At 73.0% G+C, this 18,902-nt stretch carries 20 protein-coding genes; 12 read left to right on the top strand and 8 right to left on the bottom strand.

The features are described 5' to 3' along the window. Positions 1-14 precede the first annotated feature (14 nt). Positions 15-2,009 carry a serine/threonine-protein kinase gene (locus ACZ6AA_RS14615; RefSeq protein ID WP_471458476.1) on the bottom strand — a complete coding sequence of 665 codons (1,995 nt, stop codon included), beginning with the start codon at positions 2,007-2,009 and terminating at the stop codon, positions 15-17. Positions 2,010-2,278: 269 nt separating this feature from the next. On the opposite strand from ACZ6AA_RS14615, the gene ACZ6AA_RS14620 reads away from it, so the two are divergent. Beyond that, positions 2,279-2,650: a DUF6907 domain-containing protein gene (locus ACZ6AA_RS14620; protein WP_468483587.1), complete on the top strand. Its 372-nt coding sequence runs from the start codon at positions 2,279-2,281 to the stop codon at positions 2,648-2,650. 49 nt (positions 2,651-2,699) lie between these two features. On the opposite strand, the gene ACZ6AA_RS14625 is transcribed toward ACZ6AA_RS14620, so the two are convergent. Together ACZ6AA_RS14625 and ACZ6AA_RS14630 are read right to left on the bottom strand one after the other, a co-directional pair. Further along, positions 2,700-4,043, bottom strand: a complete 1,344-nt coding sequence (locus ACZ6AA_RS14625) for a hypothetical protein (RefSeq protein WP_468483588.1) — start codon at positions 4,041-4,043, stop codon at positions 2,700-2,702. A gap of 25 nt (positions 4,044-4,068) precedes the next feature. Beyond that, a complete protein-coding gene (locus ACZ6AA_RS14630) occupies positions 4,069-4,521 on the bottom strand; it encodes a DNA-processing protein DprA (RefSeq protein WP_471458219.1) in 453 nt (150 codons plus the stop codon). Positions 4,522-4,585: 64 nt separating this feature from the next. Here ACZ6AA_RS14630 and ACZ6AA_RS14635 point away from each other — a divergent pair, with 64 nt between their 5' ends. The 3 genes from ACZ6AA_RS14635 to ACZ6AA_RS14645 all read left to right on the top strand — a co-directional run bounded on the left by ACZ6AA_RS14635 (position 4,586) and on the right by ACZ6AA_RS14645 (position 6,182). Beyond that, positions 4,586-4,777, top strand: a complete 192-nt coding sequence (locus ACZ6AA_RS14635) for a hypothetical protein (RefSeq protein ID WP_087885146.1) — start codon at positions 4,586-4,588, stop codon at positions 4,775-4,777. Beyond that, positions 4,770-5,225 carry a hypothetical protein gene (locus ACZ6AA_RS14640; RefSeq protein ID WP_468460998.1) on the top strand — a complete coding sequence of 152 codons (456 nt, stop codon included), beginning with the start codon at positions 4,770-4,772 and terminating at the stop codon, positions 5,223-5,225. Before ACZ6AA_RS14635 ends, ACZ6AA_RS14640 begins: the two co-directional genes overlap by 8 nt. Before the next feature lie 426 nt (positions 5,226-5,651). Continuing rightward, positions 5,652-6,182 (top strand): N-acetyltransferase, encoded by a 531-nt coding sequence (locus ACZ6AA_RS14645; RefSeq protein WP_468460999.1) that lies wholly within the window; start codon positions 5,652-5,654, stop codon positions 6,180-6,182. Here the strand turns inward: ACZ6AA_RS14645 and ACZ6AA_RS14650 are convergent. After that, positions 6,172-6,708, bottom strand: a complete 537-nt coding sequence (locus tag ACZ6AA_RS14650) for a MarR family winged helix-turn-helix transcriptional regulator (RefSeq protein WP_471458222.1) — start codon at positions 6,706-6,708, stop codon at positions 6,172-6,174. The two genes, ACZ6AA_RS14645 and ACZ6AA_RS14650, sit on opposite strands and share 11 nt — an antisense overlap. Then, positions 6,705-7,304 carry a DJ-1/PfpI family protein gene (locus ACZ6AA_RS14655; protein WP_471458224.1) on the bottom strand — a complete coding sequence of 200 codons (600 nt, stop codon included), beginning with the start codon at positions 7,302-7,304 and terminating at the stop codon, positions 6,705-6,707. The genes ACZ6AA_RS14650 and ACZ6AA_RS14655 overlap by 4 nt, the downstream gene beginning before the upstream one ends. Positions 7,305-7,454: 150 nt before the next feature. Between ACZ6AA_RS14655 and ACZ6AA_RS14660 the strand changes: the two genes are divergently transcribed. Both ACZ6AA_RS14660 and ACZ6AA_RS14665 read left to right on the top strand, forming a co-directional pair. Further along, complete coding sequence (locus ACZ6AA_RS14660; protein WP_471458226.1) at positions 7,455-8,072, top strand: DUF4956 domain-containing protein; 618 nt, start codon at positions 7,455-7,457, stop codon at positions 8,070-8,072. Then, positions 8,069-8,866, top strand: a complete 798-nt coding sequence (locus ACZ6AA_RS14665) for a VTC domain-containing protein (protein ID WP_468461007.1) — start codon at positions 8,069-8,071, stop codon at positions 8,864-8,866. The genes ACZ6AA_RS14660 and ACZ6AA_RS14665 overlap by 4 nt, the downstream gene beginning before the upstream one ends. Here ACZ6AA_RS14665 and ACZ6AA_RS14670 read toward each other — a convergent pair. Continuing rightward, entirely contained in the window at positions 8,814-10,286 is a 1,473-nt protein-coding gene (locus ACZ6AA_RS14670) for an ATP-binding protein (RefSeq protein WP_471458228.1), read from the bottom strand. The genes ACZ6AA_RS14665 and ACZ6AA_RS14670 overlap by 53 nt on opposite strands. Then, a complete protein-coding gene (locus tag ACZ6AA_RS14675) occupies positions 10,286-11,083 on the bottom strand; it encodes a response regulator transcription factor (protein WP_471458230.1) in 798 nt (265 codons plus the stop codon). Before ACZ6AA_RS14675 ends, ACZ6AA_RS14670 begins: the two co-directional genes overlap by 1 nt. A gap of 124 nt (positions 11,084-11,207) precedes the next feature. On the opposite strand from ACZ6AA_RS14675, the gene ACZ6AA_RS14680 reads away from it, so the two are divergent. From ACZ6AA_RS14680 to ACZ6AA_RS14700, 5 genes are all read left to right on the top strand, one after another. After that, the gene (locus tag ACZ6AA_RS14680; RefSeq protein WP_471458232.1) at positions 11,208-11,765 is read left to right on the top strand and encodes a hypothetical protein; all 558 of its coding nucleotides are present in this window, start codon (positions 11,208-11,210) and stop codon (positions 11,763-11,765) included. A 139-nt stretch (positions 11,766-11,904) separates the two neighbouring features. After that, positions 11,905-13,263: an aminotransferase class III-fold pyridoxal phosphate-dependent enzyme gene (locus ACZ6AA_RS14685; protein ID WP_468461015.1), complete on the top strand. Its 1,359-nt coding sequence runs from the start codon at positions 11,905-11,907 to the stop codon at positions 13,261-13,263. A gap of 202 nt (positions 13,264-13,465) precedes the next feature. Then, on the top strand, positions 13,466-14,221 hold the full coding sequence (locus ACZ6AA_RS14690; protein ID WP_468461017.1) for a GntR family transcriptional regulator: 756 nt from the start codon (positions 13,466-13,468) through the stop codon (positions 14,219-14,221). Then, the gene (locus ACZ6AA_RS14695; RefSeq protein WP_468461019.1) at positions 14,218-16,665 is read left to right on the top strand and encodes a dolichyl-phosphate beta-glucosyltransferase; all 2,448 of its coding nucleotides are present in this window, start codon (positions 14,218-14,220) and stop codon (positions 16,663-16,665) included. Before ACZ6AA_RS14690 ends, ACZ6AA_RS14695 begins: the two co-directional genes overlap by 4 nt. An 88-nt stretch (positions 16,666-16,753) precedes the next feature. Further along, positions 16,754-17,404 (top strand): hypothetical protein, encoded by a 651-nt coding sequence (locus tag ACZ6AA_RS14700; protein WP_190117960.1) that lies wholly within the window; start codon positions 16,754-16,756, stop codon positions 17,402-17,404. Between the two features lie 110 nt (positions 17,405-17,514). Here ACZ6AA_RS14700 and ACZ6AA_RS14705 read toward each other — a convergent pair whose 3' ends face one another. Continuing rightward, complete coding sequence (locus ACZ6AA_RS14705) at positions 17,515-18,258, bottom strand: SLATT domain-containing protein (protein WP_468461126.1); 744 nt, start codon at positions 18,256-18,258, stop codon at positions 17,515-17,517. Between the two features lie 287 nt (positions 18,259-18,545). Here ACZ6AA_RS14705 and ACZ6AA_RS14710 point away from each other — a divergent pair, with 287 nt between their 5' ends. After that, entirely contained in the window at positions 18,546-18,887 is a 342-nt protein-coding gene (locus ACZ6AA_RS14710; protein WP_087885156.1) for a YbaB/EbfC family nucleoid-associated protein, read from the top strand. Positions 18,888-18,902: the final 15 nt, after the last annotated feature.

Here is an 18,902-nt window from a genome sequence, read left to right on the forward strand (position 1 = left end):
GCCCCTGGTGTACGTCAGCTGCCCTTGGTGTACGTCAGGGCGCGGCTGCCGTCGGTGTTGACGCGGTGGAGTTCGCCGCTCGGCAGGATCGTGATCACGGTCGGCTTGCCGGGGGTGCACGCCGGGGGCCCGCCGACGGTGACCCGGGTCGGGCCGATGGTCAGTCGGCCCTCGCTCGCGGACTCCAACTCACCCTGGAACACGCAGTGGTAGGTGCCGCCGCCCTCCATCGGCCCGTCGGCCGTCATGGACAGGACGGTGTCGCCCTTCTCGCCCTGCTGAAGGGTCAGCCGACGCGTGCTGAGACCGGCGTCTCCGCTGACCGTGCCGTTCCAGGTGCCGAGGAACTTGTCCGGCACGGTCTTGTCCGAGACGGCGGACGTGGACGGCGAGGGGGTCGGCCCGGAGTCGGACTCCGACGGCGAGCCGGGCGTCTCCGGCGCGCTGCTCTCCCGGTTCTTCCCGTCACCCCCGCCACGCGCCTTCGGGTCGCCGTCGTCCCCCTTCATCGTCGCGTACACGGTGCCGCCCGCGCCGAGCGCGACGATCAGCGCCACGGCGACGAGCAGCGCGGTGGACCGCCCGCTGCGCCGCTGCGGCTCCCCTGCGGGGAGGCCGTACGGGGGCGTGGGGCCGTACGGCGGGGTGGAGCCGTACGGGGGCTGCTGGGGGTGCGGATATCCGTAGCCGGGGGCTTGGTGCGGATAGGCGTACGCGGGGGAGTGGGCGGGTGTGGGGGCGGGAGTGGGGGTGTGAGCGGGTGCCGGCGCGGCCGTCGGGGCCGGGGGCAGGCCGCTGACCATGGTGGGGAGGTGGTTGACGGGGGCGTGGCCGGGGGCGCCGGGTGGGGGTGGGGTGTCCTGGCCGGACGGGGTGGCGGGGTCGGCCTGGCCGGGGGATGCGGCGGGGGTGGGGCCGGGGGCGGGGGCGCCCTGCGCCGAAGCGGCGGCCGCGCCTGCGCCTGCCGCTGCCCCGGCTCCTGCTGCTCCCGCAGTTCCTGCCGCAGCCGCTCCTGCCGCTCCGGGTGCTGCTCCCGCGTCGGCCCCCGGTGTGGGCTCACCGGAACCTGACGTGCCCCCGGCCGCCCCCTCCGGCTCCTCGATCTCCAGCAACTGCACCGCATGCCGTCCCAGTTGGGCGACGAGGGCCCCGGGCAGCCAGGGCTCCAGGGACTTGCCCTCGGAGAGGGTGTCCTCGGCCCCGGTCCGGGCGAGTATCTCGTCCAGCGACGGCCGATCGCCCGGCGCCTTGGCGAGGCAGTGCCCGACGAGGTCGCGCAGCGACTCGGGCAGGGCCTCCAGGTCGGGCTCTTCCTGTGCGATGCGGAACATCAGCGCGTGCACACCGCTGTTGGCGGTCCCGAAGGGCAGCGCTCCGGTCGCGGCGTACGCGAGGACGGACCCGAGACAGAAGACGTCGCAGGCCTCGGTGACGCGATCCCCGCGCACCTGCTCGGGTGCCATGAAGCCGGGTGAGCCGACGAGCGCCCCGGTGCGGGTGAGGCCCCCGTCCGTGACGGTCTCCAGGGCGCGGGCGATCCCGAAGTCGATGACGCGCGGCCCGTCGATGGTGACGAGGACGTTGGACGGCTTCAGGTCGCGGTGGATGAGCCCGGCCGCATGGATGTCCTTGAGGGCGTTGGCGAGCCCGGCCGCGAGGATGTTCACGGACCGCTCGGGCAGCGGCCCGTGGTCGTGCGAGACGACGGCTTGCAGCGAGGGCCCGGCGACGTACCCCGTGGCGACCCACGGGATGCCCGCCTCGGTGTCCGCGTCGAGGACCGGCGCGGTCCACGCCCCGCCGACGCGCCGCGCGGCCCCCACCTCCTGCCGGAACCGCCCCCGGAACTCGTCCTGCGCGGCCAACTCCTCACGGACCAGCTTGACCGCGACGGTGCGCCCGCGATCGGAGCGCGCCAGATACACCTGCCCCATGCCACCCGCGCCGAGCCGCGCGAGCAGCCGGTAGGCACCGATCCGCTGCGGATCCCCGGGGCCGAGTTTCTCCATGGCCATCGGCGCCGTCCTCCCCCTGTTTTTCAGCCACCGAAGGCGGTGACCGCGTGTACATCGCCGTGCGACAGACCGAGGAGTCTACGCACCGTGCGCACGGTTCATGGGACGCCCCCGAGTCCTTGATAAGCCCACTACATATGAGCCTTTTCCGCAGTCTGTCGACGGAATCTGTGACACATCCGTGAGGGACGGGGCAGCCCTTCGAGGGTGATCGAAACACTGGGCGGCCGGAACCGATCCCTGACCAACGAGGAGCCGGACCTATGCCAGCCCGTGCCGTCACGTTGCCCACCGTGGACGTCGGTGACGTCACCGTCCCGTGCCCTTCGTGGTGCGCCGGACACGAGGGTGCGGTACCGCAGTACCACGTCGACATCACCCACTACGGCCCGGCCCGCGAGCTGACGTTCGACAGCGAGGGCCTCTTCACGGTTCTCTTCGCGCAGGCCCCGTACTCCCGCCTGGCGAGCCGCGACATCCAGGTGTACGTCGAGCAGTCCGGCGTCGCGCGCAGCTTCGACGCGGCAGGGCTGGACGCGCTCGCCGAATCGCTCGTGGAAGCCGCGGCCGAACTGCGCGCCACGGCCCGCGAACTGACTTTGCTCCTCGCCGAAGACGAACCAGGGGAGCAATGAGTGCCGAGATGCGAACAGCCGCTCACTGACGGGGTGTCAACACCGATGCTCAGGAACTGAGGACGTCCATCAAGTGGTCATCGAGGTCCGCGACCCAGTTCTCTCGTCGCCAGGGCCGCAGTTCCTTCCGTGCCTGCCGCAGGCGAAGCCCGGGCACGCGGCCCCCGGTGATCGAGGCCGCCGCCACGCACCGGTGCAGCAGCTGCACGGCGTCCTGGGGCTCGCCGAGGCGGATGCGGGCGAGCGCCTGGTCCGTCGTGACGATGGCCTTCTGGACCTGCTCCCGAGGGGCGGACAACGCCGCCGCCGAGCGGGCGAACCGGTCGTGCGCGGCCGCGGGATCGCCGACATACAGCTCGCATACGCCTTCGAAGCCGCGAAGATGCCCGGGGGAGAACGAGGTGGGCGCCGGGTCGTCGGTGTGATCGGCTTCGATGTCGTACCAGGCGAGCCCCAGTGCGGCCTGTGACTGGCGCTCGTGCCCGGCCCGCGCGGCCAACTCGGCCTGAAGGGCGTGTGTCCGCGCGCGGATCAACGTGCTCTCCCCGGTGCGCGCGGCTCGCACGGCCTGGTCGACCAGTCGGCGCGCGCCGTCGAGGCCGTCCCGTGAGTAGAGGGTGACGAGGGCGTGGCTCATGTGCACGCCGGCCTGTCGCCATGGCTGCGCGAGACGGCCTGCCTCGCGGGTGGCCTCGCCGTACAGGGCTCGGGATGCGGCGTCGTCCCGCGTCTCGAACGCGAGGCGGCCGGCCAGGGCCGCAGCGGTGATCACGACGTCTCGGAGGTGGGGCACGAGCGGGGTGGGGGCCGGTCCCGCGAGCAGGCGCCTCGCTGCTTCGACTGCCGGGGCGAGGAGCAATTGGAGGCGCACCATCGGCAGTGAGCCCACCTGGGCGTTGACGTCGGCCACGACAGCAGCCAGCCCCGCCACGGTCATCTCGTCCGCCTGAGACGGGTCCGCGAGCGCTGCGCTCAGCCCCGCCTGGGTCCTTGGAGCGAGCAGGGCGAGCAGGCCGGAGCCGGAGTCGGTGGCCGCTCGCAGGAGCAGGCTGCGGAGTTCGGTGATCCGGCTTTCGCTCTCGCCGAGCAGGCTGAGCGCGTGCAGGTATTCGGCGAAGTCGGAGCCTGGGCCGAGCGAGACGTCACCCGCAGGGGTGCGCGCGTAGAGGTGCGCGAGCAGGAGCTGATACCGCTCGTCCGGCGTGGTCGGCCGGGCCGCCTCCCACCGGGCGACGGACCGCTGCACGCTGGCCACGGCGGGCAGGGTCGGCTGGTGCAGCTTCTCGGCGAGGAGAGTGAGCGCGCGGGCGACGGCGGCGAGGGACAGGCCACGGTGGTGCCGTAGTTCCTTCAGCCGTGCGGCCCCGGCGGCTCGATCTTTCACATCGCCCATGTCGCCATGGTGGAGCAGGCGTGGCCTACACGGGCACGATCAGGCGCGGTTTCCCCTGATCGCGTGTGTAGTTGAGCGTCTGCCAGGTACCCGAGGACTCTTCAGAGTGGTGCGGGAAGCCGATCGTCATGCCCGCGCGGTCCACCATCCACCGGTTACGTGCGTGGTAGGCGGGCGTCTTCAACTCCGGCGCTCGCAGTTCGACGATCTCCTCGATGCGGTCGCGGGTGCGGGCGATGGCCTGCCGGGCTTCGTCGGGCTGCTGGTCGACGAAGCCCGGTACGACGACGGTGATGGCCGCGGGGGTGTTGCCCGCCAGCCAGATCAGAGACATGGAGTCGATGCCCTTGGCTCCCCCGACGTAGAAGCGCGCCTCTCGGGTGGCGAACGGCCCGAGGTAGTACCGGAACAGTTCTGCGTACGCGTCGGGGCGGAGGTGCCCCGTGTCCCTGGTGCCGGTCACGGCCACCACACGCATGATCAACTCTGTGTCATAGGTTGTCATATCCCGTACACACCCGCCTCGTTGAGATTGTCAGGGCGTGGACACCAACGACCTGACCGAGTTCCCGCACCTGACCGAGTTCCCGGACCTGGACAGGGCCTACCGGGACCACCTCGACAACTGCCCCGGCATCCACCTGGGCATCCTTGCCGACTGCCCTGAAGGCGCACGGCTGCGCGACGCGTGGGAGGGCCGGTCTCTCGGGTCAGGGGCGAGTGCCCATGCGTGATGTGACAGAAGCCCTGCGTCTGTTCGTCGTGCCCGCGGGTACCGCCCTCACGGTCCAGCAGCGGTCCGGCACCGTGTGCGTCTGGTGCCCACGCGACCTCGACGGCGGCGAGGGCGTCGACCTCGGCGGCACCGGTGACTGGCGCCCGCGGGCCTGCTCGGCCTGCCATGTGGTCCAGAGCCGCGCCCTGGCCACGTACCTCGACTGGTACGACCACGGCATCGACTGCCTGCGCTGCCCCCTCGGCCCCTGCGAGCGCGGCCAGTCCCTGACGGCCGAGCACCTGGCCGCGCGGAAGCAGGCCGGGAAGCCGCCGCCATGGTGCGTGAACTGCCGGACCAGCATCGAACCGGGCACCGAGGCTCGACCGCACCTCTGGCAGGGCATGAGCGGCCCGGTGTACTCCTACATCCACGCCCGAAGGTGCCCGACAGCCAGCATGCTGTAGACCCCCGCCCGCTCCAGGCCCCCCAGGACGCTGGGGTGGGCGGGGCCCGGCCGGTGGCGTACGCGTCTCCGTCACCGGCCCCGGAGCGCGCGCAGCGCACCCGCGTGCGCACGGCCGGAGTCGGCCAAGCTCCCCGTTGCCAGGTTGGAGAGGCAGAGCAACGGGCGAGAGGGCGGCCGCGCAGTACGGTGCGCGGCCGCCCGCACAAGAGCATGGGATCGTCACTGGGCGAAGGGCCCCCGCTCGCCCCACTTGCAGAGGCGGACGGGCCCGGCACGCAGTGACAATGGGCCGGCGGATTCAGAGCGCGCGGGTACAACACAAGCTGAACGGCCTGAGGCAGCAGATGCGCCGCCATGCCCACGTACCCGCGGCGGCCGACTTCCTGGAGGAGACACGACGGGCGGGAGCGTGAGCGTGGACGGCATGCGGCTGGAACGACGGGGGGCGGCAGGGCTCGACGGGGTTCGCCCTCAACTCCTCGACCTGTACGCGGAGATCTACGCCGACCGGCTGGCCGAGGGCTTCCACAGTGTCGAGCGGTTCGACGAGCGGCTCGGCTGGAACACGGAGGTGCCCGGCTTCGCCGTGGTCGTCGGCTACCTGGACGGGGCCGCGGTCGGCTATGCCTACGGCTGCACCCTTCAGAGTGGGACCAGGTGGTGGGCCGGGCTTCGCACGCCGGTGCCGGATGGCGCCGTCGACGAGGACGGCCACCGGACGTTCGCCCTGTCCGAGCTCATGGTCGTCGATGAGGCACGGGGCACCGGCGCGGCGAAGGCGATTCATGCGCATCTGCTCGACGGCCGACCCGAGCCGCGGGCAACGCTCCTCGTCGAGCGTTCCCACCCCAAGGTGCGCTCCCTGTACGAGACGTGGGGCTACGAGTGGTTCGGTGAGGTGCTGCCGTTCGCCGATTCGCCGCTGTACGACGCCCTCGTCCTGGCTAGGGCTTGACGGTCGCTTCCAGCTCCGTGAGGACCTCGGAGAGCCGCTCCAACGTCTGCGCGGTCTGCGCGAACTGTTCCTCGCCGAGGGCCTCCTTGAGCCGGGTGGCGAGGTCCGCGTGTGCGGGCTGGATGCGCTGGACGGCCGCGCGCCCCTCGTCGGTGGGGCGGAGGAGTTTGGCGCGGCGGTGGGCCGGATTGGGGGCGTACTCGGCGAGTCCGCCCCGCACCAGGAGGTCCGCGATGCGCTGCACGCTCTGCCGGGTGATGCCCATGGTGCGGGCGATCCCCGCGACGGGCTGCGGTTCGCGCAGGACCGCACCGAGGACCTGCCACCAGGCGGCGGTGAGTCCGGCCGGGCGGGCCATCTCCTCCGACACGGAGAGGAACTGGCCGTTGAGGCGGAAGACGCCGAGGGCGGTGCGGGTGAGCAGGTCCTGCTCGGGCAGGCCGACGACGCCCTCGCCGACCGTGACGTTGACGACGGGCTCGCCGCCGCCGACCCGCTCACCGCTGCCCCGCTCCGTGCCGCTCATGACGCGAGCGTCTCGTACGCCGTCGGGTCCGAGTCGTGGAACAGCCGGTACCAGGCGTCCAGCTTCTCGCCCTCGAACGCGCCCAGCCGCTTGAGGACCTCGCGGGCGAACGCCACCGGCTCCGTCGGTCCCGCCGTGATCAGGTCGCCGTCGGTGACGGCGTCCGACTCGACGTACCGGTCCGCGCCCTTGTAGCCCGTCGCGTCCAGGTAGAACGACACCGCGCTGGTGTGCGCCCGGTCGTCGAGCAGTCCCTCTCTGGCGAGCCCCGCCGTGGCCCCGCAGATCGCGGCCACGGGCACGCCCGCGTCGAGGAACGTGCGGGCCGCGGCGGCGAACGGGGCGAGCGAGTCGCCCGTGTCCCACAGGTCCCCGCCGGGCAGGATCAGCAGCTCGCTGTCCTCGGGGCGCAGCTCGTCGAGGGTCAGGTCGGGCTGGATGCGGACGCCGCCGACGGTGGTGACGGCCTCGCGGGTGGCGGCGACGGTACGGATCGTGTGGCCCGCGCGGGCGAGGTAGGCGGTGGCGTAGCCCGTCTCCCAGTCGGCGAGGGCGTCGTAGACGGCGAGGTGAACGGCGGTGGTCGTGGCGCTCATGGTGTCCTCCATGGTGTCACTCGGTGACGTTGTAAGAATGCTGTCATGTCGACAGGATGTTGTCAATAAAATTCGGACGTACGATCCCCGCCGCCGCGCTTAACCCCCACCGGCAGCCCCCTTAACCCGCCCCTCCCTAACGTCCCGCCCATGGACATCTCGACCCTCTCCGCGCACCTCGGCCTCGACCTCGCGGCCGTCTCGCTGCTGACCTTCGCCGTGTTCTGCCCACGGCACCGCAGGCGCGAGCTGGTGCCCGCCTATCTCGCCCTGAACGTCGCCCTGTTCGCGGTCGTCGCCGCCCTGTCGGAGGCGTCCGGCGGCGGTGGCCTCGCGCTCGGGTTCGGGCTCTTCGGCGTCCTGTCGATCGTCCGGCTCCGCTCCGACTCCGTGCGCCACCAGGAGGTCGCGTACTACTTCACGACGCTCGTCCTCGGCCTGCTGTGCGGGCTCCCGGGGCTCTCGCTGCCGCTGGCCGCGGGCCTCTCGGGCGTGCTGCTCCTGGTGATGTACGTCGGCGACCACCCGCGCCTGTACGCCCGCGACCGCCGGGCCCTGGTGACCCTCGACGCGGTGTACCGCGAGGAGGACGCGCTCCGCGCCGAGCTGGCCCGGCGGCTCGGCGAACCCCTCGGCTGGACCGTCCAGGAGGTCGACTACGTACGCGACCTCATGGTGCTGGAAGTCCGCTTCCGTCAGCCGGAACCAATGGCCCACGATGGGGAGTTCGTACGAGTGACCCCGCCGTACGCCAAGGAGGCCGCGTGAAACCCGCCGTACGTGCCCTGAGCCGTGCCGCGCTCGCCGCGCACCCCGTCTCGCTCGACGAGCTGAACGTCCGCGCGGAGCTCCTCGCCCGCTACGACCACAGCTATCTGGTCCCCGTCGACATCTTCGAGGACTTCGCGGCCCTGCTCACCGACCCGCGCCGGGCGGGCGGCGCGTTCCGTGCCCTGAGCATCGGCGGCCGCCGCTCGTTCGGATACAGCTCGACGTACTACGACACCCCCGCCCTGCGCACGTACCACGACCACCGCCAGGGCCGCAGGCTGCGCTACCGCGTGCGGGAGCGGCTCTATCAGGACAGCGGGGAGCGGCAGTTCGAGATCAAGCTGAAGACCGGGCGCGGCGAGACCGTGAAACACCGGCAGCGGATGGAGGGCGCCGACCACGCCCTCGACGACACCCGACGGGGCTTCCTCGCCGGGGTGTTGAGGGGGTCGTACGGCATCGAGGCCCCGCACGGACTCACCCCCTCCCTCGTGACGGACTACCGCCGCGCCACGTTCGTCGCCGACGGCCAGCGCGTGACGTGCGACGCGGCGCTCGTGGTGCGGGACGTGGCGACGGGCCGCACCGCCGCGGCCGACAGCGGCCTCGTCCTCGTCGAGACCAAGACCCGCGGCCGCCTCACGGAGGCCGACCGGGTCCTGCACCGCTACGGCCTGCGCGCCGCCGAGTTCACCAAGTACTGCGGCGGCTTCGCGGCCGTCCGCCCCGACCTCGGCGTCAACCGCTGGGCGCGGGCGGTCCGGACGGTGTTCCCGCGAGCGGGAAGGTGAGGGTGACCCGGGTCGGCCCCGCGTCGATCGCGAAGCCGCCGCCCGCGTCCTCGGCCGTCCGCCGCGCGATGTCCAGCCCCAGCCCGGTGGACCCGCCCCCACTGGCGCCACGGGCGGCCGCCTCCGGATAACCGTCGGGGAACCCGGGCCCGTCGTCGACGACGGTGACCCGGGCATGCCCCGCCCCGTCGAGGCCGACGGTGATCCGGAAGTCGGTGCCGTGGGGAGTGTGATCGAGCACGTTCCCGATGAGGGCGTCGAGGGCGGCGGAGAGTTCGTCCGGGGGGACGGGGACGGGTATCTCTTCGGGCTCGTCCGGACGGCGGCGACTGTCCGGCCCGTTGCCTGTACCCGCTGTGGGCAGCTGGGCCGCCAGGGGCGGCACGGGTGGGCACGGCCCAGGCCGACGGTGCCCCTGACGTTCGGGTCCACCATGCACCGGGATGTCCACCAGAAGCCCCCGGCCCTGATCCTCGGCCAACGGCCGCCAGAACGCCCCCCGCTCGCGGGCCACGGCGGCAAGATCAGCGCACGCCGCACCCCGCAGCGGCAACCGAGCCCGCCGGATCACATCGTCCACGCTGCGCTCAAGCGCGGTCACGTCCTCGGCGATCCGCCGGGCCTCCCGAGGATCCCGCAACGACTCGGCGTCCAGCCGCAACGCGGCCACCGGCGTACGCAACCGATGCGCGAGATCGGCCGCGTTCTCCCGAGCATGCTCCCGCTCGGCCCGAAGTAGCTCGTCGATGCGCCCGGCAAGCCGATTCAACTCCCCGGCGACAAGCCGGAGTTCCGGCGGCCCGTCGGGTACGGCCCGAGCCGTGAGATCCCCGGCGGCCAGCCGATCCGCCGTCCGGGCAAGCCCCCGCGTGGCCCCCACGAGCCGCGCCCCGAGCCGGTCGGCCAGCAGCAGCCCGAGCAGCACGAGCCCCACCCCGATCCCGGCGAGCACGAGCCAGGACGTGAGCGTACCGGCGTACAACTGCCGCTCGGTGAGCGTGACTTGGACGACGGCGGTACCGTCGGCGGCCCCGTGCACGGGCACGAGCACCTGCCGCCCGCCGCCCGAGGGCTCATAGGTGAAGGCCCGCCCGGTCCGGGCGAGCCGCACGGCGTCGGTGACGGCGCCGCCGCCGGAGCGGTGTCCGGGCCCGACGACGGTCCCGTCCCCGAGGACGAGCGACGTACGGGGCAACCCGTCCCCGTTGACCCCGGCGACGGTCTGCTCGGCGGTCGGCCGCTCCCCGGCCGAGGCGAGCACGGGCCCGATCGCGTGGGCCACCCACTGCGCCCGGGCGGTGGCCTCGGCGGTGGCGCGGTCGGCGGCGTGGCTGCGGGTGAGGAGGGTGAGGGGGACGAGCAGGGCGGTGAGGACGAGGGCGGTGGTGGCGGCGGTGAGCAGGAGGAGGCGCCGCCGCATCAGAGGGGCCCTTCCGGCGGGGGTCCGTCCGGCGCGGGCTCATCCGCACCGCGCCCGTCCGGCGCGGGCCCGCCCGCACCCCGCCCGTCCGGCGCAGGCCCGTCCGCCCCCCACCCGTCCGGCGCGCTGAGCTTGACGCCGACCGTCCGCACGGTGTGCAGATAGCGCGGCGCCAGCGCCGTCTCTCCCAACTTCCGGCGCAGCCACGACAGATGGACATCGACGGTCTTGTCGGCGCCCCCGAGCGGCTGGTGCCAGACCTCGGCGAGCAGCTCCCGCCGGGAAACCACCTGCCCGGCGCGGCGGGCGAGATGGGCGAGCAGGTCGAACTCACGGGGCGTGAGGTCGATCGGCGCCCCGTCGAGGCGCACCTCGCGGGCGGCGACGTCGACGCTGAGCCCGCCGACCCGCAGCGGCTCCGCCCCCTCCGCACCCGCGCCGAGCCGCCGAAGGACCGCCTTCACCCGGGCGTCCAACTGCGCGGCGCCGAACGGCTTCACGATGTAGTCGTCGGCGCCGGCGCCGAGTACGGCCACCATCTCCGGCTCCTCGTCGCGGGCGGTGGCGACGATGACGGGTACGTCGCTGACCGCCCGCAGCATCCGAAGGACCTGGGCGCCGTCCACGTCGGGCAGGCCGAGGTCGAGGACGACGAGGTCGGGCCGGTGGGTCACGGCCGCGTCGAGCCCCGTCATGCCGGTGGGCGCGGTCGCGACGGCGTGGCCCTTGTCGCGCAGGGCACGCACGAGGGCGCCGCGCAGTTGGGGGTCGTCCTCGACGACGAGCAGGTGGGCCATGCGGCCACGGTAACCAGGGGTTCACCGGGAATCGGGCGCCGATTCACGCCGGATCACGCTCCCTGGGCCGACCTTAACCGGGCTTTTAACCGGACGTTAGGGAACGGTGGGGGAGGGTGTGGGGGTGGGCAAGTGGTGGAGTGCCGCGGGTACGGCGGCGTGGGTGGCGGTCGGCACGGCGGCGGGCGCGCTGGGCGCCTGGCAGTTGGCCAGCGCGGATTCCGGCGGGGCCGCCCACAGCAGGCCCCTGGACGAGGGCGCCGTGCGGCGCGCCCTCGCGGACACCCCGCACCCGCCGTCGGCCTCACCCCCTGCCTCCCGCCCCTCCAGCCCCGCGTCTCCCTCCGGCCCCGCCTCCCCCTCCCACCCCTCGCCCTCCCGCACGCCCCCGGCCGAGCCGACCGAGCACCCGACCCATCGGGCCGCCGAACGCTCCACGGTCCGCTTCACCGGCGGTACGGCGACGGTGGAGTGCCGCCCCGACGGCACCGTCTACCTCCTCTCCTGGAGCCCGGCCGACGGCTACCACATAGACGACGACGTCACCCGCGGCCCGTCCCCCACGGCCCACCTGGAGGCCGAGGCCAACGACGACGACGAACGCGACGACCTGACGTACGAGATCCGCTGCACCCCGGACGGCCCCCGCGCCCGCGCCGTGCCCGAGCCGGACGACGACTGACCGCCTGCCGCTCGTACCGCTGCGGGGGCGCCCCCGCCCGAGGACGGCGCCCCCGCCCGACAGAGTGTCGTGTTCCCCGGCGGCCGCCAGACAGGACGCCCATGTCCCGTCCACGAAGTGGACATCTACCCTCGGCCCCATGACCCCTCAGCCAAACCCGCAGCTCGGCGCAGCCGTATCCGCCGCGGACCGCGCCCACGTGTTCCACTCCTGGTCGGCCCAGGACCTCATCACCCCGCTGGCCGTGGCCGGCGCGGAAGGCTCGTACTTCTGGGACTACGAGGGCAACCGGTACCTCGACTTCACCAGCGGTCTCGTCTACACGAACATCGGCTACCAGCACCCGAAGGTCGTCGCCGCGATCCAGGAGCAGGCCGCGACGATGACCACGTTCGCGCCCGCCTTCGCCCTGGAGGCCCGCAGCGAGGCCGCCCGCCTCATCGCGGAGCGCACCCCCGGCGACCTGGACAAGATCTTCTTCACCAACGGCGGCGCCGAGGCCGTGGAGAACGCCACCCGCATGGCCCGCCTGCACACGGGCCGCCCGAAGGTGCTGTCCGCGTACCGCTCGTACCACGGCGGCACCGCCGCGGCGATCAACCTCACCGGCGACCCGCGCCGCTGGCCGTCCGACAACGGCTCGGCGGGCGTCGTCCGCTTCTGGGCGCCGTTCCTGTACCGCTCGCCGTTCCACTCCGAGAACGAGGCCCAGGAGTGCGAGCGGGCCCTCCAGCACCTGGAGGACACCATCGCCTTCGAGGGTCCGGCGACCATCGCCGCGATCATCCTGGAGACCATCCCGGGCACCGCCGGGATCATGCCGCCGCCGCCCGGCTACCTCGCGGGCGTCCGCGAGCTGTGCGACCGGTACGGGATCGTGCTCGTCCTCGACGAGGTCATGGCGGGCTTCGGACGCACCGGCAAGTGGTTCGCCGTCGACCACTACGACGGTGTCGTCCCCGACCTGCTGACCTTCGCCAAGGGCGTGAACTCCGGCTACGTGCCGCTCGGCGGCGTCGCCATCTCCGGCGCCATCGCCGAGACCTTCGCCAAGCGGCCCTACCCGGGCGGGCTCACCTACTCCGGGCACCCGCTGGCCTGCGCGGCCGCCGTCGCGACGATCAACGTCATGGCGGACGAGGGGGTCGTCGAGCACGCGGCCCGGATGGGCGAGGACGTCATCGGTCCCGGGCTCCGGGAGCTGGCGCAGCGGCACCCGAGCGTGGGCGAGGTGCGCGGGGTCGGCATGTTCTGGGCCCTTGAGCTGGTACGGGACCGGGAGACCCGGGAGCCGCTCGTGCCCTACAACCCCGCGGGCGACGCGAACGCCCCCATGGCCGCGTTCGCCGCCGCCGCGAAGGCACAGGGGCTCTGGCCGTTCGTGAACATGAACCGCACGCACGTGGTGCCGCCGTGCAACATCTCGGAGCCCGACGCGAAGGCCGGCCTCGCGGCCCTGGACGCGGCGCTCGACGCCGCCGACGCGCACGTGGCCTGACGACGGCCGCCGGGGCCGGGTGGGGCGACCGCAGGGGGTCGTTCCACCCGCCCCACGGCACCCCGCACACCGCCGTGACCTCGGTCATGGGGCACGGGAACCCCGACCACGTAGTCTGACGTGCTCGTAAGTGACCAGAACTTACCCACGTCCGTTCGAGGACGCCCACGTCAGAGAAACGCGTAGGGGGAGGCCCACCACCATGCCCGGACCCGACGGCCCGGCCGTCATCCGCAGCACCCTGCGCCAGCAGATCGCCGACGCCCTGCGCGACGAGATCCTCGCGGGCCGCCTCGTGCCGGGCCAGGAGTTCACGGTGAAGGAGATAGCCGACCAGTACGGCGTCTCCGCGACCCCGGTCCGCGAGGCCCTGGTGAACCTCTCGGCGCAGGGCCTCCTGGACTCCGTGCAGCACCGCGGCTTCCGCGTGCACGAGCACACCCTGGCCGACTACCGGGGCATGCTCCAGGCCCGGGGCCTCATCGCGGACGCCATCTTCCGCGAGGTGGCGACGACGGCGGCCCACCACTCCGTACCGGCGGCGGGCTTCGTGTCCGTGCGCCGCCGCGGCGAGGAGGCGGCCCGCGCGGCCGCGGCCGGCGACCTCACCGTCCTGATCGGCTACGACCTGCGCTTCTGGCGCGAACTGAGCGCCCTGTTCGGCAACGCGTATCTGTCGGACTTCCTGCACCGCCTGCGCGTCCAGTCCTGGGTGTGCGCCGTCCCGCACCTGCGCCGCGAGGTCGAGCGCGGCGGCGACCTGCGCGGCCGCCTCTGGTCCCGGCACCTGGACCTGGTGGAGGCCCTGACCTGCCGCGACGCCGTCCTCGCGCACGCGATCGTGGCCGAGTACAACGCCCACTCGCTGGACCTGATCCAGAGCCTGGCCGCGAGCGGCGACCCGCAGGACCGTCGCGAGCACGGCCCCGGCCACCACCCCCCGCAGGCCCCCGCATGACCGTCGACCTCACCATCGTCATCCCCGCCTACAACGAGGAACGCCGCCTCGCCCCCACCCTGGACGCGATCCGCGCCTACCTGGACGGACCGGCCGCCGACGCGGGGCGCCCGCAGTGGGAGCTGATCGTCGTCGACGACGGCTCCACGGACCGGACCGCGGAGATCGCCGCCGATGCCGCCGCCGCGGACCCCCGGATCCAGCTCCTGCGCGGCGGCCGCAACCGCGGCAAGGGCCACGCCCTGCGCCAGGGCGTCCTCGCCTCGTACGGCCGTCGCGTCCTGGTCACGGACGCCGACCTGGCCGCGCCCATCGAGGAGCTGGAGGCCCTGGAGAAGGCGCTCGCGGACGGGCACGCGGCGGCCGTCGGCTCCCGGGCCCGGCCGGGCGCGACGATCGACGTCCACCAGCACCGGCTGCGCGAGCTGCTCGGCCGCGGCGGCAACTTCCTGATACGCGCGGTCGCCGTCCCCGGGATCCGCGACACCCAGTGCGGGTTCAAGCTCTTCGACGGCGACCGTGCCCGCGCGGCCTTCGCCGCGTCCCGCCTCAGCGGCTGGGGCATCGACGTGGAGATCCTGCATCACTTCCGGCGCGAGGGCTGGCCGGTCGCGGAGGTCCCGGTGCGCTGGTCGCACCAGGAGGGCTCCAAGGTCCGCCCCGGCGACTACGCGCGAGTGCTCGCCGAGGTCACGTCCCTCAAGATCCGCTCCATACGCCGCGTCGACCTCCTCGTCGCCGCCCTCTTCGTCACCTTCGCCGCCGTCCTGTACTCGGCCCGCTGGATATCCCCCGACCACCGCTACCTCCCGCACGCCCTCCAGGACCAGAACCAGTGGGAGTGGTTCTTCGAGGTCACGGCGCACAACGTGCGGCACCTCCAGAACCCCCTGTTCACCGATCTGCAGGGCTATCCCGACGGCGTGAACCTCATGGCCAACACGGTCATGCTCGGACTCTCCGTCCCCCTCGCACCCGTCACCTGGCTCTTCGGCCCGGCCATCAGCCTCAACCTCGCCATGACGCTCGGCCTCGCCGCGACGGCCTTCGCCTGGTACTGGCTGATCGTCCGCCGTCTCGTACGCCACCGGGGCGCCGCCGCCCTCGGCGCGGCCCTCGCCGCCTTCGCGCCCCCGATGATCAGCCACGCGCACGCGCACCCGAACTTCATCGTCCTGTTCATGATCCCGCTGATCGTCGACCGCGCGCTCAGGCTCTGCGAGGGCACACGCGTCGTACGGGACGGGGTCGTCCTCGGGCTCTTCGCGACGTACCAGATCTTCCTCGGCGAGGAGCCGCTGCTGCTCGCCGCGATGGGCATGCTGCTGTTCACGGTGGCGTACGCGGTGGTGCGCCGTGACGTGGCGCGTGCGGCCTGGCGGCCGCTGGCCCGCGGCATCGGCATCGGGCTCGCCGTCTGCCTGCCCCTGGTCGCGTTCCCGCTGTGGTGGCAGTTCTTCGGGCCGCAGAGCTACAAGAGCGTCCTGCACGGCGACAACGCGGGCAACAGCCCGCTGGCCCTGCTGTCCTTCTCCGAGCGCTCCCTCGCGGGCGACGCGGACACGGCCGCCTCCCTCTCCATGAACCCCACGGAGCAGAACGCCTTCTACGGCTGGCCGCTCATCGCCCTCGCCCTGCTGATCGTGGTGTGGCTGTGGCGGCGCCCGGCGGTGAAGGCCCTCGCCTTCACGGCGGTCGCGGCGGCCTTCCTCTCCCTCGGCCCGAAGTTCCGCATCCCGCAGACGGACGTCGTCCTGTCCGGCCCCTGGGCGCTGCTCTCCGACAAGCCGCTCTTCGAGTCGGTCATCGAGTCGCGGGTGGCGATGGTGTGCGCGCCCGCGCTGGGGATGCTGGTGGCGCTGGCCGTGGGGCAGTTGGTGGCGCGCGGCGCCGAGGGCGGGCGGAGGTGGGGGAGGCCCTTCCGCTACGCCGGGCTCACCGCCGTGGCCCTCGCCCTCCTCCCGCTCTACCCCCTCCCCCTGAAGGCCGTGGACCGCACCGAGGTGCCCGCGTTCATCGCCGACGGCACCTGGAAGCGGTACGTCGACACGGCCTCCGGCGAGACCCTCGTACCGGTGCCGCTGCCCGACCCCGCCTACGCCGAGGCCCTGCACTGGCAGACCACCGCCGACCTGGGGTTCCGGCTGCCCGGCGGCTACTTCAACGGGCCCTGGGGACCGGACCGCGTCGGCATCTACGGCGCCTCGCCCCGCAACACCTCCAACCTCCTGCGGGACGTGCGCAATTCGGGCCGGGCCGTGCGGATCACCGACGCCTGGCGGGAGGCGGCCCGGGTCGACCTGCGGTACTGGAAGGCGGGCCTCCTCGTCCTCGCGCCGCAGCCGGGCGACGCGGCCTTGCGCACGACGGTCGACGACCTCCTTGGACAGCGCGCAAAGTGGGTAGACGGGGTGTGGATCTGGGACGTGCACGGGGGAGGCTGAGCAGGCCCCGGTACCACTACGCTGCCGGAACAACACGCACGGTAGCTACGTACGTAGGACCCTCATTCACCGACCCTAGGAGCATTTCTTGGCCTGCGACCTGTGGCTGGTCCCGCTCGTCGACGTGCTGTGCCACAGCCCCGACAACCCCTTCGCCGAGGAACTCGCCACGTACGACAAGGCGTTGGGCGACGCGGGACTGCCGGCGGTGCCCGTGTACGCGTACATGCCGGGGCTCTCCGGCGACGTGGCCCCGGTCGCGGGCTTCGACTACGACGCGCTGCACTTCCTGCGCCGCGCCTACCTCCTGAAGATCTGCGGCCTGGAGGTCACCCCCGTGGACGAGCTGGGCGGCGACTACGAACAACTCCTGGAGATGTTCGACTCCACGGCCCAGCAGTCCCACCTAGTCTGGCACTACGACCACGCGGGCGCGTATGTCCCCGTGGACTTCCCCGCGCCGCTGTCCAACGACGAACTCCTCTCCGGCGGCGGCCCCTTGGGCTCCTCCCAGGCCCTCCTGCGCGAACTGGAATTCGTGGCCCCCGCCATCGGCATAGACCCGGCCAACCCCCCGCTCCCCCCGGCCCCGCCCCAGGCCCCCACCACCCTGGAAGAACCCGCCACCCCACCCCCGCACGACCCGAGCCCCTTCGCCCGCGAACGCCACGTCTGGCTGGGCCTGCACGCGGCGACGACGCGGTCCCTGGCCCAGGGCTCAATGATCATCTACAGCTGAGCATCCCAGCCCGTCCGGCGTTTGAGGACGAGGCGCGAAGCGCCGATACGGGGTCTGGGGCGGAGCCCCAGTTTCGGGAAGGGGCGGGATTGGGGAGCCCCCGGCAAGGCCTACCTGGGCTCAGGCGGCCGCTGCCGAGGCATGTTCGGCCGGGCCCCGGGCGGCAACGGAAACCGCCCGGGCCCACCGCCCCCCTCCCGAGGCGCCCCGACAGCCCCGCCGGGCACGGCACCCTGCATCACCAAAGGCGCGGGCCCGCCCCGGAACTCCACCATCCAGTCGGCCGTCTCGGCCCGCACCAGCTCCGTCACGTCCTCGGTGAAGCGCCGCAGCACCCCAAGACACCGCTCGGCCGCCTCACTGGCGGTCCCCTCCGTGGGCCCGAGCACCTCCCGCACGCTCTCCGAGGCCCAGTCGAACTGCAGCACCTGCAGCCGCCGCTGCACGGCCTGCGCGGTGGCGACGTCTCTTATCCACCCGGAGGTGAGCCCGAAGTACCGGTCGCACCCCACACACGCCACCCCGGCGAGCAGCGAAACGAATCCCCACGTGGCCACACCGCCGACGCCCCCGGCGAGGTCGAGGAGGGGCAGCACCCCCGCCCCGGCGGCCCCGAGCGCCGCGCCGCCCCGCAGCAGCCGCGCCCCGAGCCGCTTGCGCGTACGGTCGCGCAGATACCACCCGGCGGTCTCCAGCGCCCCGCGCTCCACCCACCGGTACAGCTCGTCGAGACGCTCCGCGGGCTCTCCCCAGTCTCCCTGCGGAAACGATCGCCCCACCAGGTCGCCGGGCGCCGCCCCGGGCGTCCCCGCACCGGCCCCGTCCCCGTCATGGGGCACCCCCTCAGGCTGCATCTCCGGCTGGTGGCTCACCCGGCACTCCCTCGGCTTCCGCATAGTGGCGCAACGTAATTGGCTGGTGCCGCTGCGCGGCATCCAGTCCTACCGCCCAATGGGTGGCTATGCGCCGGGTTTCGCGGCTTTTCCGCCCGGAAGGGTCGCTTGATCAGGTATAGGAGCTGGGCGGATCTCACCCGAAAGAGTGGCGGCCGGAGTGCTGGGGCGAGTGCGGCAGTGACCACGTAGGCTCGTGCCAGACGGGAAAATCCCGCCATACGGACCAGAGGAACCAGGAGCTGATCGTGATCCCCGGTGGTGGCCAGCCCAACATGCAGCAGCTGCTCCAGCAGGCCCAGAAGATGCAGCAGGACCTCGCCAAGGCGCAGGAGGAGCTCGCCAGGACCGAGGTCGAGGGCCAGGCGGGCGGCGGCCTCGTCAAGGCGACGGTCAACGGCTCGGGTGAGCTGCGCGGCCTTGTGATCGACCCGAAGGCGGTGGACCCGGACGACACGGAGACCCTCGCGGACCTGGTGGTCGCGGCGGTGCAGGCGGCGAACGAGAACGCCCAGGCGCTGCAGCAGCAGAAGCTGGGCCCCCTCGCCCAGGGTCTGGGCGGCGGCGGCATCCCCGGCCTGCCGTTCTAGGACGTCGCCCGGCGC

Source organism: Streptomyces sp. NPDC040610, assembly GCF_055594065.1.

Coding starts and splice junctions, on each gene's coding strand:
- ACZ6AA_RS14650 (WP_471458222.1), bottom strand. CDS start 6,708: ATGAGCGGCACGGAGCGGGGCAGCGGTGAGCGGGTCGGCGGCGGCGAG.
- ACZ6AA_RS14695 (WP_468461019.1), top strand. CDS start 14,218: ATGACCGTCGACCTCACCATCGTCATCCCCGCCTACAACGAGGAACGC.
- ACZ6AA_RS14690 (WP_468461017.1), top strand. CDS start 13,466: ATGCCCGGACCCGACGGCCCGGCCGTCATCCGCAGCACCCTGCGCCAG.
- ACZ6AA_RS14620 (WP_468483587.1), top strand. CDS start 2,279: ATGCCAGCCCGTGCCGTCACGTTGCCCACCGTGGACGTCGGTGACGTC.
- ACZ6AA_RS14675 (WP_471458230.1), bottom strand. CDS start 11,083: ATGGCCCACCTGCTCGTCGTCGAGGACGACCCCCAACTGCGCGGCGCC.
- ACZ6AA_RS14655 (WP_471458224.1), bottom strand. CDS start 7,304: ATGAGCGCCACGACCACCGCCGTTCACCTCGCCGTCTACGACGCCCTC.
- ACZ6AA_RS14640 (WP_468460998.1), top strand. CDS start 4,770: ATGCGTGATGTGACAGAAGCCCTGCGTCTGTTCGTCGTGCCCGCGGGT.
- ACZ6AA_RS14615 (WP_471458476.1), bottom strand. CDS start 2,009: ATGGAGAAACTCGGCCCCGGGGATCCGCAGCGGATCGGTGCCTACCGG.
- ACZ6AA_RS14660 (WP_471458226.1), top strand. CDS start 7,455: ATGGACATCTCGACCCTCTCCGCGCACCTCGGCCTCGACCTCGCGGCC.
- ACZ6AA_RS14645 (WP_468460999.1), top strand. CDS start 5,652: ATGCGGCTGGAACGACGGGGGGCGGCAGGGCTCGACGGGGTTCGCCCT.
- ACZ6AA_RS14685 (WP_468461015.1), top strand. CDS start 11,905: ATGACCCCTCAGCCAAACCCGCAGCTCGGCGCAGCCGTATCCGCCGCG.
- ACZ6AA_RS14670 (WP_471458228.1), bottom strand. CDS start 10,286: ATGCGGCGGCGCCTCCTCCTGCTCACCGCCGCCACCACCGCCCTCGTC.
- ACZ6AA_RS14625 (WP_468483588.1), bottom strand. CDS start 4,043: ATGGGCGATGTGAAAGATCGAGCCGCCGGGGCCGCACGGCTGAAGGAA.
- ACZ6AA_RS14705 (WP_468461126.1), bottom strand. CDS start 18,258: ATGCAGCCTGAGGGGGTGCCCCATGACGGGGACGGGGCCGGTGCGGGG.
- ACZ6AA_RS14630 (WP_471458219.1), bottom strand. CDS start 4,521: ATGCGTGTGGTGGCCGTGACCGGCACCAGGGACACGGGGCACCTCCGC.